Annotated in this window: 10 protein-coding genes; 2 read left to right on the forward strand and 8 right to left on the reverse strand. The window is 35.5% G+C overall.

Annotation, left to right across the window (positions count from 1 at the left end; translation table 11 throughout):
- Positions 1–21: 21 nt before the first annotated feature.
- Entirely contained in the window at positions 22–1014 is a 993-nt protein-coding gene (locus KF896_13505) for a YhdH/YhfP family quinone oxidoreductase (protein MBX3044725.1), read from the forward strand.
- Between the two features lie 7 nt (positions 1015–1021).
- Positions 1022–3328 (forward strand): penicillin-binding protein 1C, encoded by a 2307-nt coding sequence (pbpC, locus tag KF896_13510; GenBank protein ID MBX3044726.1) that lies wholly within the window; start codon positions 1022–1024, stop codon positions 3326–3328.
- On the opposite strand, the gene hpnE is transcribed toward pbpC, so the two are convergent.
- From hpnE to KF896_13550, 8 genes are all read right to left on the reverse strand, one after another.
- Entirely contained in the window at positions 3315–4652 is a 1338-nt protein-coding gene (gene hpnE / locus KF896_13515; protein MBX3044727.1) for a hydroxysqualene dehydroxylase HpnE, read from the reverse strand. The two genes, pbpC and hpnE, sit on opposite strands and share 14 nt — an antisense overlap.
- A gap of 6 nt (positions 4653–4658) precedes the next feature.
- Positions 4659–6893 carry a polyribonucleotide nucleotidyltransferase gene (gene pnp / locus KF896_13520; protein ID MBX3044728.1) on the reverse strand — a complete coding sequence of 745 codons (2235 nt, stop codon included), beginning with the start codon at positions 6891–6893 and terminating at the stop codon, positions 4659–4661.
- An 82-nt stretch (positions 6894–6975) separates the two neighbouring features.
- A complete protein-coding gene (rpsO, locus tag KF896_13525) occupies positions 6976–7242 on the reverse strand; it encodes a 30S ribosomal protein S15 (protein ID MBX3044729.1) in 267 nt (88 codons plus the stop codon).
- 98 nt (positions 7243–7340) lie between these two features.
- Positions 7341–7493 carry a YqaE/Pmp3 family membrane protein gene (locus KF896_13530; GenBank protein ID MBX3044730.1) on the reverse strand — a complete coding sequence of 51 codons (153 nt, stop codon included), beginning with the start codon at positions 7491–7493 and terminating at the stop codon, positions 7341–7343.
- Positions 7494–7540: 47 nt separating this feature from the next.
- Entirely contained in the window at positions 7541–11011 is a 3471-nt protein-coding gene (dnaE, locus tag KF896_13535) for a DNA polymerase III subunit alpha (protein MBX3044731.1), read from the reverse strand.
- Between the two features lie 428 nt (positions 11012–11439).
- Positions 11440–12744 carry a TolC family protein gene (locus KF896_13540; protein MBX3044732.1) on the reverse strand — a complete coding sequence of 435 codons (1305 nt, stop codon included), beginning with the start codon at positions 12742–12744 and terminating at the stop codon, positions 11440–11442.
- 6 nt (positions 12745–12750) lie between these two features.
- On the reverse strand, positions 12751–15945 hold the full coding sequence (locus KF896_13545; GenBank protein MBX3044733.1) for an efflux RND transporter permease subunit: 3195 nt from the start codon (positions 15943–15945) through the stop codon (positions 12751–12753).
- 7 nt (positions 15946–15952) lie between these two features.
- Positions 15953–17062 (reverse strand): HlyD family efflux transporter periplasmic adaptor subunit, encoded by a 1110-nt coding sequence (locus KF896_13550; protein ID MBX3044734.1) that lies wholly within the window; start codon positions 17060–17062, stop codon positions 15953–15955.
- Positions 17063–17072 lie beyond the last annotated feature (10 nt).

The following is a 17072-nucleotide window of genomic DNA, read 5'->3' on the forward strand; positions in this document are numbered from 1 at the left end:
ATTTTATAAGGATTAGTTAATATGATTAAATTTCAAGCATTAGTAGTTGAAGAAATTGAAGATGGCAAATTCATTCGCTCAGTAAAGGAAAAAGAAATCAGCAGCATACCTGAAAATCATCTGTTAATTAAGGTAAAATATTCATCACTGAACTATAAAGATGCACTCTCAGCCCGTGGACACAAAGGAATATCAAGAAATTATCCTCACACCCCTGGAATTGATGCTGCCGGCATTATTGCTGAAAGTAAATCAGATATTTTTAAAAGTGGTGATGAAGTAATTGTTACTGGCTATGACTTAGGTATGAATACAAATGGTGGTTTCGGACAGTACATAGTTGTACCGGCTGATTGGGCTGTAAGGCTTCCTAAAGGCTTATCACTTGAGGAATCTATGATTTACGGTACGGCAGGATTTACTGCCGCAATTTGTATCTATGAACTGCAAAAGCATGATATAACACCTGAAAAGGGCAAAATTCTTGTTACCGGTGCAACAGGAGGAGTCGGCTCGATGGCTGTAGGGTTGCTCGCAAATTTAGGCTATGAAGTTACTGCATCAACAGGGAAAGCAGAGCATCACGATTTTTTAAAATCCTTAGGAGCAACAGAAATTATTTCAAGAGAGATGATTGACGATAATTCCGGAAGACCACTACTTTCAGGAAAATGGATTGGAGCGGTTGATAATGTTGGTGGAAATACTCTTGCAACTGTTATCAAATCTATAGGTCAGCATGGGTGTATATGTGTACTTGGAAATGTTGCAGGCGACAAATTTACAAGCACTGTATATCCTTTTTTACTTCGTGGAATAATACTCGCAGGTATTGACTCAGCTTCAAGACCGATGGAATTACGGAAAATTCTTTGGGAAAAATTAGCAGGAGATTGGAAATTTCATAAACTTAATGATACTTACAAAATTGTGACTTTAGATAAAATCAATGATGAAATTGATAATATTTTAAAAGGTGAACAAGTAGGAAGAGTTGTACTAAATCTTTGGTAATTATACGATGAAAATTAAGATAAAATTATTACTCAGATTTTTTTTTATTACAATTGGAGTAATGATTTGTTCTTTTTTGGTTCTTGACAAAATTTTTCCTGTTGATACAACTATCAAATACTCAAAGACTATAAAGTCGAGAGAAGGAATTATTCTTTCATCATTTTTAAGCAGTGATGATAAATGGCGTTATTACTTCAAAACAAATGAAATATCCGAATATTTCAAAAAGAGTATCATTTTCAAAGAAGATAAATACTTTTATTATCATGCAGGTGTAAATCCTGTTTCCATTATAAGGTCATTTTCTAATAATTTGAAAAGTGGTAAAATCACATCAGGTGCCTCGACAATAACAATGCAAACTGCCAGACTTCTTGAACCTAAAAAAAGAACATATATAAATAAAATTATTGAAATTTTCAGAGCTTTTCAACTTGAACTTCATTATTCAAAGGATGATATATTAGAAATTTATTTAAACAAAATTCCTTTTGGAAGTAATATTGAGGGTGTTGGAGCCGCTTCGGTCTTATATTTTGGCAGGAATCCGGATAAACTTAGTCTTGCTCAGGCTACAGGGCTTGCGGTCATACCAAATAATCCCAATAAATTAAATATCAAAATTGAGGGGAATTCAATAAACACAGAAAAAAATAATCTACTTAAAAAACATAAGTCTAATAAACTATTTTCTGCAGATATTGTTGACGACGCTATAAATGAATTCATAAAACCGGAAAAGCTACAATCACCTGTTTTGGCAAGGCATCTAAGTTTCAGAGCTGCTAAAGAATTTGCGGCAAGAAGGAATATTGAAACAACTATCAATTATACTATTCAATCAAGATTTGAAGATATTATCAAAGGATATGTCACGGAAATTGCTAGATTTGGTATAATGAATGCAAGTGCCTACCTTATAGATAATTCTACAGGCGAAGTATTAGCATATATAGGCTCAAATGATTTCAACTCCGAATATTCAGGGCAGGTTGACGGTGTGACATCAATTCGATCTCCCGGTAGTACACTTAAACCTTTCCTCTATGCTTTCGCAGTGGATAAAGGCATGATTACACCCAAGCTTTCTCTATTAGATGTCCCAATTTTAAACTCTGAATATTCTCCCGATAATTTTGACGGACTTTTCAGAGGAAGAGTAACAGCTGAATCCGCATTGGCATTATCATTGAATGTTCCTGCTGTAAATCTTCTGAATGAATATGGCTTATCAAATTATATCAATCAAAGGACTCAATTTGAGTTTAAATCAATTTCAAAATTTAGACGAAAATTGGGTTTATCATTAATTTTGGGTGGAGGCGGTGTAACGCTTGAAGAGCTTTGTAATGCATACTCATCACTTGCTTCTGACGGGTTTTTCAGAAAATCTTATTACACCTTATCAAAAAGCAATATAAAGCCTAAAAGGTTGATAAGTCCTGAAGCGGCATACCTGATCAGCGAAATTCTCACCAAACATTCAAGACCTGATATGCCGGCACACTTCAGAACTAAGAAAGGTTTGCCGAAAATCGCATGGAAAACAGGTACATCTCAGGGGCGGAGAGATGGCTGGGCTATTGGTTACAATAAATTATACACTCTTGGGGTTTGGACAGGCAACTTCTCAGGAAAGCCGAATTCTATGATTTCGGGAGCTGACATTGCTGTTCCGATGCTTTTTGAATTATTTAGCACACTTCCGCATCAGGTTACTGAACAAATTTTTAGCAAACCATCAAATATTGATGAGCGTTTGGTTGATGCTGTAACCGGACTTTTACCTTCAGAATTATCTGATAAAATCACGACTGATTATTATATACCTGAAGTATCATTAAGCAAGAAAACTGATCATCTTGTGAAAATTTGGGTATCAAATGATGAGAGAATTTCATACTGTTCGGATTGCATGCCATCCGAGAATATCAAATCACAAATCTACGAAATTTATCCGATTGAACTAAAATTATATTATAATTCAATTAATTTCAAAACGCAATTTATACCTCCTCATAATCCTGATTGCACTGCCTTCCAGCCGGGTATGAATCCATTAATTACAAGCCCACTTAAAAATTCAGAGTATATTCTGGAGAAAGATTCTAATGATGGAATTCCTCTTAAAGCAGGTCTGGATAAGGATGCAGGCAAATCATATTGGTTTGTAAACGGTAAGTTCCTTGAAAGTACTAATTCTAATCAATCTACAATTTGGAAACCTGAAGTTAGTGGTAAATATTCCATTACTTGTATTGATGACAGAGGTCGTTCAAATGATGTGAAAATATCTGTTAAGATATATTAAGATTGTCAATTATCATTTCTGCAGCAATTTTTCCGCTTAGTGATGCACCTTCAATTGTAGCAGGTAGTTTGGTATTTGTCCAGTCACCTGCGAGGAAAAAATTATTAATGTGAGTTTTAGCAAAAGGTCGAATTTTTTCAGACTCAGGATCTGCTATAAAAGTAGCAAATTTTTCGGTAATAATTCGATAATGTAATATGTTACTCTGAGAAAAATCAGGAAACAGCTTTTTTATATCCTCAGTGATCATTTCAATTACTTCGCCCTGTTTTAATTTTGATAATTCAAATGCCGAACTGACTGTGATAGAATATGAGAATGGATAAGTTTTTGAAAGCCCTTCTTTAATTAATTTGTTACGGTTAAATATCCATTGAATATCTGTTCCTAAAGCCGATATGAAATCCTCTGAAAAAATTTCCACATCAGTCCAAATATATGCAGATAATATTGGAGAGTATTTAAACTTTTCAAGATAGGCAAATGAAGGTTTCAGCTCTTCAGGTAAAATTTTAAAAAGTGAAAATGGCTGTAATGCTGAAATGATATAATCTGCCTGATAATTTTCTCCGTTTGTGGTTGTCACTGAAAGAGTTGATTCATTTGAAAAATAAATTTTATCAATCTTTTTCGAGGTAAATATTTCTACACCTTGCGATTTTAGTTTATTTATTAAGGGCTCCAATAAATATTTAAAATCTGATTTTGGGAGAATTAATTTTGAGTTATCAAGGTTTTCTATGAAAGCACGTTTAAGTATTTTAACCAAAATTTCTGCCGATGCTATTTTAATCGGACAGTTCATCGTTGCAATAATGAAAGGTTCCCAAAATCTTATTATAGCTTCATCAGTTTGATTGTATTTTTTAAGAAAACTCAGGCAAGTCAAATTTTCAATATCATTAATTTGATTATTCTCGATTTTGCGAATTAGTTTTATGATATTAATTTTTGAATTTATACTCAAACCGCCAAGCATAAGAAAACCAAGAATAAATCCTGCTTTTCCGGGAAGAAAACCTGCAAAAAGTCTGGATTTATTTTGATTTGTATCATAATAAACAACTTCAAGAGATTTTTGGATATTGAGTAAATTTAGAGTATCGCATTCTTTAATCAGCTCAAGGAAAGTATGATATGCCGTCATAAGCGCATGCTGACCATTATCAATCATATCGCCAGATTTAGAATCAAAAAGGGCAGTTAACCTGCCCCCTAAATTATTTACAGCTTCAAAAATTTTGACCTGAAATCCTGCTTTAGAGAGATTAAATGCCGCTGTTATTCCGGCAATACCACCTCCTACAATAAGCACAGATTTCATATCAGTTTACCTTCTGTCGCCTCTTCTGTCACGGTCGCGACCGCCTCTGTCATTTCTGCCACGGTCGTTTCTGTCTCTGTCACGATTGTCAGAATCAGGTCTTGGAGTCCATTCTCTTTCTTCCGGCATACCGGCAGGACGTTCAAGAAGTGCCTTGCGACTTAGTCTGTATTTTCCGTCACGTGTAATTTCAAGTAATTTTACTTCGAATTTATCACCTGCTTTTACAACATCGGAAACATTTTCAATTCTCTCGTGAGCTACTTGAGAAATGTGAAGTAAACCTTGAGTTTTTGGCAAAAATTCCATCAGAGCACCAAGTCCTTCGCGAACTTCTTTGACGGTTGCCATATATATTTCACCTTCCTGTGGTTTTTTGGTCAGACCTCTGATAACAGCAATTGCCTGTTCGCTTGCTTCTTTACTTGCAGAAGCAACAAGCACAGTACCATCATCTTCGATATTGATTTCCACTCCATAATCCTTACAGATGCCGCGAATAGTCTCACCACCGCTGCCAATTACTGCACCAATTGTATCTTGTGGAATTTGAATAGATGTAAATCTAGGAGCGAATTCGGAAATGTCTTCACGTTGGGCATTTAATGTTTCGTTCATTATACCGAGTATATGCATTCTGCCTTTAAGAGCCTGCTCAAGAGCCTCAGCCATGATACTTGTTGAAAGGCCTTCTATTTTGATATCCATTTGACAAGCTGTAATACCGTCAGCAGTACCTGTAACTTTGAAGTCCATATCGCCTAGAAAATCTTCATCACCAAGAATATCGCTGAGCACAGCTACTTTTTCATCTTCTTTTATCAAGCCCATTGCAATTCCGGCAACCGGCTTTTTAAGTGGTACGCCGGCATCGAATAATGCAAGAGTACCTGCACAGACAGTAGCCATAGATGATGAGCCGTTTGATTCAAGTATATCTGAAACGATACGTATTGTATAAGGGAATTCAGTTGCTTCGGGCATCATTCCTTTCAAAGCTCTCCATGCAAGATTTCCATGACCAACTTCACGTCTGCTAACTCCCATTCTGCCAACTTCACCGGTCGAAAATGGCGGGAAATTGTAATGCAGGAGGAAACGCTCAGTGTACATAGGCAGTAAGCCTTCAATCATCTGTTCATCACGGTTTGTACCTAATGTAACAGATGTCAGACTCTGAGTTTCACCTCTTGTAAATAATGCAGAGCCGTGATTTCTTGGTAGTAATCCAACTTCGCAGGCAATCGGTCTGATGTCGCGGGTTGTTCTTCCGTCAAGACGTTTGCCTTCTTCGAGAATCATATTTCTCATATATTTTTTCTCGAGACTGCTTACGATTTTTCCGGTAATTTTTTCAAGTCTGGGTGCCCATTCTTCATTTTCGCCGTGAACTTCAGTAGCTTTTACAAGAGCTTGTTCTAAAATAGCGGAGCGTTGCTCATTGCGTTCTTCTTTGGTCGAAACATTATGCACATAAGAATGAAGTACTTCATGAATTTCATTCTGTATCAGTTCTTCAATTCCTTCAGGTATTGAATCAATTATTAATTCGCGCTTAACCGGAGCACCATCTTCGATTAACATTCTTTGTAATGCATTTAATTCTTTGACTTTATTATGACCGAATTCCAAAGCAGCAATAAATTCTCCTTCAGAAATTTCTTTCGATTCACCTTCAACCATTAAAATGGCGGAATCACTTCCGGCTACAGTAATATCAATATCTGAAAGTTTTAATAATTCATAAGATGGATTTGCAACAAATTCACCATCAATTCTTCCGACCTTTACTTCAGAAATTGGTCCGTTGAATGGTATATCGGAAATGAGTAAAGCGGCAGAAGCTCCTACAGCGCCAAGCGTATCAGGATCTACTCCGGGATCGGCAGAGAATACATTAGCAATAAGTTGTGTCTCGTAAGTCCAGCCTTTAGGAATGAGTGGACGAATAGGTCTGTCAATCAATCTGGCTGAAAGTACTTCTTTGTCAGTAGGTCTACCTTCTCTTTTGAGAAAACCACCCGGGATTTTACCTGCGGCTGATGTTTTTTCGCGATATTCCACCTGCAATGGCAGGAAGTCAATATCTGTCTTCGGCGTTTCGGCGGCTGTCGCAGTTACTAAAACCATTGTATCTTCGCATCTTACCATTACGGCACCATTTGCGAATTTTGCGAATTTACCCACTTCAAGTGAGTATTCTTTACCGTCGAAATTAATCGAAACTTTTTTGTGTTGCATATTACTTCTTCATTATTACATTAAATTTCAAACAAAAAACGGCGTCAGAAACGCCGCTTACTCATTAAATGATATTTGTTTATTACTTTCTTAGTGACAATGCCACCAACACTTCACGATAGCGTGTTATGTCGTTATTGGCAAGGTAGGTAAGCAATCTTCGACGCTTTGAAACAAGCTTAATGAGACCGCGGCGGCCATGGTGGTCTTTTTTGTGCGTATCAAGGTGTCCTGTCAGATAATTAATGCGTGTAGTCAGCATTGAAATCTGTACTTCGGAACGACCGGTGTCAGCACCGCTTGTACCAAATCTTTTTATTGCTTCTAACTTTTGATCTTTAGTAATCATTTATTACTACTCCAAATAAAAAATTTTGCAGAATTACGAACTTTAAAAATAACACTTTTTTACGAAATAAAAAAATATTTTGTGCATAATTACATTATTTAATCACGATTTACTATCACTAATGCTCCTATTACTCCAGGAATCCAACCCGCTATTGTAAGGAGAGTTACAATAATTATGGAACCACATCCTTTATCAATAACTGCTAAAGGTGGAAATATTATACACAATATAACTCTGATAATGCTCATATATTATTATTGAAGTAACGAATTAAATATCAATATATTATATGATATTACAATTCAAATTGCACTCTGTGATTACCAAATAATTTGCAAAGCATTTGAGTTGTATGCATATCAAGCGGTAAATTTGCATCCATTGAATAATATGTTTTCTTTACAGTTTTGTCTTTGCTTGAAACGTAGCATTTTAGTCTGACGGTTTTTCCATTTGAATTAAGCAAATCCTTCTTAACAGTTTCGAGGTTTGAAAGGTCGTTTTCATCAAGATTTATCCACAATTTGTAACCTTTGATTCCTGAATTAATTAAATTATCAACAGGCTGAATATCATTGACTACAATTTTGATAACATCATCTTTTTCGCTAAGTTTTCCACTTACATAGACAATTGCATCTTCTTTAATTAAATGTTTGAATTTTGAATAAGTATCAGACCAGATTAGCAGTTCAGCTTTTCCGCTGAAATCTTCAACAAAGCAAAATGCAATTTCATTTTCTTTCTTATCCCGTCTTATGCGTAATTCAGAAAGCATTCCGCATATTTTTATCTCTGAGGGTGCATCGTCAACACTTAAAGTCAAATCAATATTTGAGAAAGACCTGACAAAAGGCGAATATTCATTCAAAGGATGTCCGCTAACATAGAAATTCAGTATTTCTTTTTCGCGTTCAAGTCTTTCTCTTTCGTCCCATTCAGTAACATCCGGTACTGAAGGCTCTGAAATAATTGAATCATCAACCTCACCTAAAAATAAGCTATCGGTAAAACTGCTGTCGTCTCCCTGCATCTTTTTACCGAAATTCAGGGCAACATCTATTGATTCGAATAAAGCTCTCCGCTTTCCGTTTTCAATTAAATCAAAAGCCCCAGACAAAACAAGTGCTTCGAGTGTCCTTTTGTTGACTAAATGACTATTTACTCTTGCTATGAAATCAAAGAATGATTTGAAAGGTTTGCTTTCTCTAATTTCAACAATACTATCAACAGCAGCAATACCTACATTTTTGATACCTGCAAGACCAAAATAAATAGTATCGCCTTCAGCTGTAAATTTTGCAAATGAGCGGTTAACATCAGGTGGATACACTTTCAACCCATATTTTTTGGCTTCATATACGAGTCTGACTATTTTTTCCTGTGAATTCAATTCTGCAGTCATATTTGCAGCTAAAAATTCTGCAGGATAATATGTTTTAAGCCATGCAGTCTGAAAAGCGATATATGAGTAAGCTACTGAGTGCGATTTATTAAAACCATAATTAGCAAATTTATAAATTAAATCAAATATTTCTAATGCGAGCTTTTCACTTATACCTTTTTTAGCTGCACCTTCAATGAATGCAGGTTTCATCTTATCCATTTCGGATTCTTTCTTCTTACCCATTGCTCGCCTGAGAATGTCTGCTTGTCCAAGAGTAAAATCGCCGATTATCTGAACAAGCTGCATCACTTGTTCCTGATAAACAATGATTCCGTAAGTAGCCTTTAGTGGCTTTTCCATTAGTGGATGAAGATATTCAACCGGCTTACGACCGTGTTTTCTGTCAATGAAATCCGGTATGTTCGCCATTGGACCAGGACGATAAAGGGCATTCATTGCTGTTAACTCTTCGAGATTATGAGGCTTGAGCTGTTTAAGGTATTCCTGCATACCACCTGATTCAAACTGAAATATACCGAGGGTTTCCCCATTGGATATTAAGTCATAGGTTTTCTTGTCAAGAAAATCAATTTTATCAATGTCAATTTTTTTGTTATGGTTTCTTTGAATCATCTCGAGAGTATTATCAATTATTGATAGAGTTCTAAGTCCGAGAAAATCCATTTTTAACAGACCAATTGACTCCAGGTCGCCCATACTGTATTGTGTTGCTATTTCTGAAGGACCATCTTTTCCTTTTGACGGTGACTGATAGACCGGAACATAATCAGTAATATCACCCGGAGTTATAACAACTCCGGCTGCGTGAATTCCTGTATGTCTGAATTTGCCCTCAAGCAGAAGGGAATAATTTATTAATTCTTTGATTCTATCATCATTTGACTCACTGACCCATTTTAGATCAGGTAGCAATATCGCATCTTTGAGGGGTTTTACTTTTCCCTGCTCTACCGGAATTTTCTTAGTGATATTTTTTATAGTGTTCAGCTCAATACCTAAAACTCTTCCTACATCAGTCAATACAGCTTTGCTTGAAAGTTTTCCGAAAGTAATAATTTGTGCTACAGCTTCTTCACCGTATTTATATTTTACATAATTGATTACAAGTTCACGTTTTTCATCATTAAAATCAATATCAATATCGGGCATTGTATATCTTTCAGGATTCAGAAATCTCTCAAACAGCAAATCGTATGGAAGTGGGTCAATATTCGTTATACCAAGACAATATGCAACTATGCTACCAACAGCAGATCCTCTACCGGGTCCGACACTACAACCAAGTCGCTTAGCCGCATCAATGAAATCCCATACAATCAGAAAATAACCCGGAAAGCCCATTGAATTAATAACGCCAAGCTCGTACTCGACCCTTTCAATAATTTCATCAGTCACATTGTCATATTTTGTATAAAGCCCCTTATAAGTAAGTTCTTTAAGATACTCTTCAAGATTTTCGGATTTTGATTCTGCTGGTATTGGGAAATCAGGCATAATTGTTTTAGTGTCAAGCTTTACATCACATTTGTCTGCTATTTCGAGAGTATTTTCGATAGCTCCCGGATACTTTCCAAAAAGATCAATCATTTGTTCCGTTGACTTGAAATAATATTCAGGTGTGCCGTATCGAAGTTTGAGTAAATCAATTTTATCAGTGCCTGATGCATCGCGGATATTTAGTAAAACATTATGGGCATAAGCATGATTAGGTTTCAAATAATGAATATCATTAGAACATATCATCTTAATGCCAAGCTCACCGGCAATTTTGGGTGCTTTTTCAAGAATTATGGGGTCATTTTCAAGATTATGATTCTGAAGCTCTATGTAAAAGTCATCTCCAAATAAATCTTTATAATACTTAGCTTCAGAGTATGCACGTTCATAATCGCCATCTATGATATGAGCATTTACCATGCTACCCATGCATGCAGTAGAACAAATCAGCCCTTCGTGATATTTCTCAAGTAGTTCTTTATCAATTCTAGGCCTGTAATAAAAACCTTCGGTATGTGCATAAGAAGTAAGCTTCATTAGGTTTCTATAACCAACATTGTTTTTTGCAATAAAAAGGATATGAAAATAATTTCTTTTTTTACCACCGGGAGATTTTCTGTCGGCATTCTTATCAAATCTGGAGCCATTAGCAATGTATGCTTCCATCCCCAATAAAGGCTTGACATTATATTTCTTAGCCATATTGTAAAATTCCACAGTGCCGAACATAACGCCGTGGTCAGTCAGTGCTACAGCCGGCTGTGAATTTTCTGCGGCTGCTTTGACCAATTCTTCAGGTGTCGCTGCTGCATCAAGAAGCGAATAATGAGTGTGATTATGTAGATGTACGAAGTTTGACATTTTAGATTTTTTATTATCATTTTTGCTGAATTCAATATTATAAAAGTAGAAAAAATTTGGCTAATATTTTGATAAAATTAGTTAGAAGTTTTCCACAAAGTTTTAAAGCAGTGCTCGTGCAGTTTGCAATGTTATAAGTATTAGAAATAAAATGATATGAAAATGCAAAGCAGAATAAGTAACTTGAAATAGATATAAGGTCAAGGTTCTGTTTTTGGGCAAATATTCACAGTTAAGTTACATCAGTACTTATTGTGATTCATCTTTTGTTATATTTTAAAATCTGAAAGAGTTTAAATAGGATCAATATACAGAGTATATCGCTTGGTTTCAATTGATGATTAATAATTACCCAAAACCAAAAAAACTTTTTTCAATTATTCTCTACGATAATTATACTGACTTTCTGAGTATTTCGTTTTTTATAATCAATAATTCAAAGTTCCGGTTAAAATATTTAATTCAATTTCGCTTAATTTTGCATCCAACATTGATTCGTTAATTCGCATTTTAGAACGGTTTAAATTTAGCTGTGCCTCCCGAAGTTCGAGCGAAGTTATTTGGCCTAAGTCGAATAAATCCAAACTGCGTTGATAATTAAGTTCAGCAGCACCCAAATTGGCAATATCCATATCCAAAATTGCTTTCTTTTCCACAAGTGCTTCATAGTTATTGATGACAGCCATATCTATTTGATTACGAAGCATTTCAATTGAAATAGAATTCATCTCAGACATTAGTTTAGTATTTTGAGCTTGAATATTTGTTCTCATGCCATCAAAGATATTCCAGGATAAATTTACCCCGGTGCCAAGTCCGTAGTTTTGATTAACCAAAAGAAACCCTGCATCAGCATCAGTTCGATTGTATGAGTATGAAGCAGTCAGATTGACTTTTGGCATATAGTTTGTCTTTATCAGCTCATAATCCAACTCAGTAATTTCCTTATTCTTGAGTGCCTGTAGGATTGAATTATTTGATTTCTGAGCTAAATTTCTTAAATCTTCTATAGATTTTTCCTGATAAAATTCAATATCTGCACCAATATCATACCCGCTGCCGCTGACTTTTTCGCCCATAAGATAAATTAACATTCTCAAAGAATTTTTGTAATTCAATTCAGTTCTTTTGTAATTTGTGCTATCGGTATTCAAATCAACCTTTGCCCGCAAAAGTTCCAAAGAATTCGAAGCGCCGTATTCTTTTCTGTCCTCAATTCTTTTCATTCTGCGATAGCTCAATTCTATACTTTCATTCATAACATCGAGATTTTTTTTGAGTAGAAGAGAATTATAATATGTTCGTGCAATCTCTTTAACAGTATTCTCCACAGATATTTTCAATTCTACATCGCTTCTGGATTTCAATGTTTTCAGTCGCTCATAGGAAATAAACATACCCATATCGTCTAAAATTGTCCACGAAAGCTGAACTCCACCATTTACAGTTTTGGCTACATTTCCAGCTTGCTCTATTCTTTGACCTGTCAGCAGAACTAAATACAAATCTGTATTTGCATAATTGTATCCTGCTACTAAATCAACTTTCGGAAGCATTCCTGCATTTCCGGGTGCTACATTATTCTTTGCAATTTGATTGCTTGTTTGAGCAATTCGTATCGAATAATTATTTAAAAGTGCCTTTTCCACAGCTTCTTTCAATGTAATATTTCCCTGCGAAAATGCATTTCCAAAGAATAAAATCAATAATATAATTAAAATTAAATGTCTCATAATTTATTAATCCAAATAATATTTAATTCTCAATTCTTCTTTTACAGCCGGTTCAAGCTCCTCTCTTTCGGGCTTTTTGCCAGTCCAAATCCACGCTGCAAGTCGCTTGAAATCATTGAGAAATACAAGTAATACCGGTAAAAATACCAATACGAAAAATGAACCTATCATAAGTCCGTAGGCTACAGATATCGCCATTGGAATGAGAAATTTTGCCTGAAGACTTTTTTCGGCAAGCAGTGGCAAAAGCCCTAAAACCGTAGTTCCTGTTGTAAGTAATATTGGTCTAAACCTGTTTATTCCAGAACCAACGAGAGCTTCCCTGTAGGACATGCCGGCTTTGAGATAACCGTTGAAAGTATTTATATAAACAATTGAATTATTTACAATTACACCAATTAAAGCAATCATTCCGTATATTGACATAATATTGACAGGAGTGCTTTGAAAATAATGTCCCCATACAGCTCCGATTATTCCAAGCGGAAGCAATGCCAAAACAATGAATGCCTGAGAAAATGACCTGAAACTTAAAACTATTAAAAAGAACATCATAATAAATGCTATACTAAGACCTGTTCTTGCTGTGCTTGCCATTTTCATTACTTCCCTCTTTTGACCTGATTCAGTTTGGGATACACTTGGGTATTTAGCTAAAACCGGCATAAGGAATTCAGTATTAATTCTCTCAAGCACAGGTGGAACTTCGGCATTTTGGTCAACCATATCAGCTTCGATAGTTATTTCCCGCTTTCCGTCAATATGATTTATTACTGTTTTACCACGCTTAATTGAGTAATCTGCAATTTCAGTCAAAGGATAGCTGTTGCCATTTGGCAGCTTAATTCTCATATCCTCCCAATTACGGATAGTTGAGCGATCTTCCGGAGAATATTTTACCCAAACTTTGATTTCGTCGTTGCCTCTCTGAAGTCTTTGGACTTCGTCACCAAAGAAACCCTGTCTGACTTGACGGGCAACTTCAAAATTGCTAAGTCCTAACAAAAATGCTTTCTCTTTGAGTTTAATATTTATTTCTCTAAGCCCAAGAACATCGTTATCAGAAACATTTGCAATTTCACTTATATTTGATAATTCATCTTTTAGGTAATTCTTGACAGCATCAAGATCTTCAAGGTCGGGACTGAGAAGCGAAATTGATATTGCCTTGCCGAATATTGAGCCTCCTCCGAAAAGCAAAGTTTCAGCTTCGTAAATAGGACCGACTTTTTCCCGAATCAAATTTGATATTTTGAAAGACTCCAGATTTCTTTCCTCACCATTTAGAAGAATTACCTTTAAAGTCGCATCATTGGAATTTCCGGCATCACTAACAACTCCCATTGGACCACGGAATGAAGCGGGACCGGTACCAATATTTTTTACAACAGTAGTAATTACTTGTTTCTTGTCTTCTCTGTTTGCTGTGAGCTCTTCATTAACCTCCCAGACAGCCCGTTCTATTCTGTCAGCAATTTCTTCAGTGATTCCCTCTCGGGTACCCGCAGGTAAAGATAATTTTACTTCAAAATTATCGCCGTCTATAAAAGGAAAAAATGTAAATTTAATATGACCACCTGCAAATCCACCGACTGTAATAATTGTCAAGGAAAACATTATTGCCAGAGCAATTAATTTATGGTCAATTAAAAAATTAAGTGACTTTTTATAAAGGACGTCTCGTGGGTAAGTGAGTAAACTATCGAGAAAAAGTCTGATTTTATTATGCTTTCTTTCCCTCAATGCTTTAGAGTGTGCCAGGTGAGCAGGCAGAATGAGAGCAGCTTCGATGAGCGAAAATATCAAAGCAAAAATTACCACAAAACCCATATCTTTCATTCCGGCACCGGAGCGACCATCCATAAAGAAAAATGGTGTAAACATTGCCACAGTAGTCAGGACTGAAAATACTACTGAAGGCAAAACCTCCATAACACCATTAATAGCCGCCTTGAAGGGCTTCATACCTTTTTCGTAATTTTGATATATCTGCTCGGCGATTACAACCCCATCATCAACAAGAATACCAACTACTACAATACAACCGAATAATGAAATGACATTAATTGTAATACCTGTCATATATCCGATTAAAAACATTCCCATAAATGAGAATGGTATACTCAAAGCTACCCATAAAGCTAATCTTAAATTCAGAAACAGTGCAAGACCCAATATAACAAGTATTGCACCCTGACTACCGTTTGTGAGTAGTGTATCAATTCGTTTGGTTAGCGATTCAGTAAAATCGTCAATAACTATAGCTTGATAATCAGTATTTTTTTTATTAAAATCTTCAACATATTTTTTTGCAGCGGCTGTAATATCAAGAATATTTTCGCCTTTAATCTTGTTAACATTGAAAATTACTGCACGCTTTCCATTTATATAACTTTTATTAGGAGATTCTTCCCATGAATTATCTATCCTTGCAACATCACGTAATCTTACTAATCTGCCGTCCTGCATAGATTTTACAACGATATCCTGAAGTCCTTCAGCGTAATAGTTCTTTTGCTTCATTCTGATTAGGATTTCTTCATCGTCTGTTTTTACAGAGCCGGCAGTAAGCTCAATATTGGCAGTTCTTAATGCTCGTGTTATATCGTCAAAGGTTATATCGTAGCTGCGCATTGCAAATTCATTGACATAAGCAACAATATTCTCAGCAGGATATCCACTAATAGTAACTTGGGATAAACCCGGAATCGAGCGTAAATCATCTTCAACTCGTTTGGAAATTGATTTTAAAGAATTTAAATCATCAATTCCGAAAATTCCGAAACTGATAGCAAATTCGACTGCAGGTGCTTTAGCAACAACCGGTGGCTCCATTCCGACAGGAAATGAATTGATTCGGTCAACTGCATTTTTGACATCAAGCAAAACTTCATCTGTATTATAAGAGCGAAAGACTTCAATACCCATACTTCCGATATTTTCTCTCGAATTGCTTGAATAACGGTCAATTCCCTGAATCCCTTTCAGATTGTCTTCAATTTTTTGTATCACACCCTGTTCAATTTCTTCAGGTGAAGCGCCCGGATAAATTATACTTATACTTATCATATTACTGTCAAGCTCTGAGAAAAACGATGTTTTCATATTCATAAGAGCAAGAAAACCGAACAGAAGTATAAGTATTTTTACAACATAAGCCCAAACAGGATATTTTATAAAATAGGTTAGTAATGATTTCATAATTACCTTAATTAACTTTTTCTATTTTCATACCGATAGTAGGACTAACAAGTGGCTCGCTAATGATTTCTGTTCCATCAGCAATGCCACTAATATAAGCAAACTCAGAGCCAAGAGCAAGTATATCAATATCAGCTTTGCCTAATTTACCATTTTCATAAGTGTAAATGTATGAATTGTTTATAATAGACTTCCTTGGAATTTTTATTGAATTTGGAATGACCTTCCCTTCAATTTCTGCTTTGAGGTACATTCCGTCACTTAGATTTGAGCCGGTTAACTGAACATAATACCTGATAGTTTGAGTAGCAGGGTCCATACTTGAAGATTTCCTGATTATCGAACCGTTAATATTTCCTGTTTCAGTCGAAATTTTTACTTTATTACCGACATTGATTAGCTCAGCATCTTGCGGATTTAAAGAAATTTCAAGTTCATAGCTTCCACCACCGGCAAATTCTCCAAGCTTTTGTCCGGGTCTGACCAAAGTTCCTGTTTCAATAAGCGACTGTGTAACCGTTCCGTCGAATGGTGCTCTTATTTGGTATTTATTTAGCCTTACTTCCATATTTTTAATTGTAAAATACTGGCTGAGTATCCTTCTTGAAGCAAGGAAAAATTTTTCTTTACTGCTGTTGTATTCAGGCAAATCCGGTAGTGGTTTATAAATATCTATTTTTTCTATGAAATTTGACCATTTATTAAATGCATCCGGAAAGTCTGACTTGATATCAGGCATTGACATCGCTAAAATATTCAGATACTCACTTTTTTGAGCCATAAGCTGAAGATTTGATTCCTCATCCTCAATATTAATTATAATATCACCTTTTCGAAAAAAATTGCCTACCTTGAACTTAGCAGTTTCAGGTTTCATCGTACCTTGCACTTCTGAGAAAATTTCAATAGAATTCCTGGGATTTAGCCTGCCATTTGTTTCCAAAGAAAACTGATTATCATCAAATTTTGCTGTAATTATCTTGACATACTTTGCTGCCTCGATATTTAAGGGCGCTGGTTCTTTACCTTTTTTGGAGGTCATTGCTTTGAATGATACAAATCCAATGGCGATTATCAATAAAAAACCTACGATGCTAATAATTAGTTGTCGTTTCATATTTCAATTA

Source organism: Ignavibacteriota bacterium (genome assembly GCA_019637995.1).
GTDB lineage: Bacteria > Bacteroidota > Ignavibacteria > Kapaibacteriales > UBA2268 > JANJTB01.

Excerpts from the sequence above, each read along its gene's own strand:
- rpsO (MBX3044729.1), bottom strand. The coding sequence starts at position 7,242 with ATGATTACTAAAGATCAAAAGTTAGAAGCAATAAAAAGATTTGGTACA.
- KF896_13540 (MBX3044732.1), bottom strand. The coding sequence starts at position 12,744 with ATGAGACATTTAATTTTAATTATATTATTGATTTTATTCTTTGGAAAT.
- hpnE (MBX3044727.1), bottom strand. The coding sequence starts at position 4,652 with ATGAAATCTGTGCTTATTGTAGGAGGTGGTATTGCCGGAATAACAGCG.
- KF896_13550 (MBX3044734.1), bottom strand. The coding sequence starts at position 17,062 with ATGAAACGACAACTAATTATTAGCATCGTAGGTTTTTTATTGATAATC.
- KF896_13530 (MBX3044730.1), bottom strand. The coding sequence starts at position 7,493 with ATGAGCATTATCAGAGTTATATTGTGTATAATATTTCCACCTTTAGCA.
- dnaE (MBX3044731.1), bottom strand. The coding sequence starts at position 11,011 with ATGTCAAACTTCGTACATCTACATAATCACACTCATTATTCGCTTCTT.
- KF896_13545 (MBX3044733.1), bottom strand. The coding sequence starts at position 15,945 with ATGAAATCATTACTAACCTATTTTATAAAATATCCTGTTTGGGCTTAT.
- KF896_13505 (MBX3044725.1), top strand. The coding sequence starts at position 22 with ATGATTAAATTTCAAGCATTAGTAGTTGAAGAAATTGAAGATGGCAAA.
- pbpC (MBX3044726.1), top strand. The coding sequence starts at position 1,022 with ATGAAAATTAAGATAAAATTATTACTCAGATTTTTTTTTATTACAATT.
- pnp (MBX3044728.1), bottom strand. The coding sequence starts at position 6,893 with ATGCAACACAAAAAAGTTTCGATTAATTTCGACGGTAAAGAATACTCA.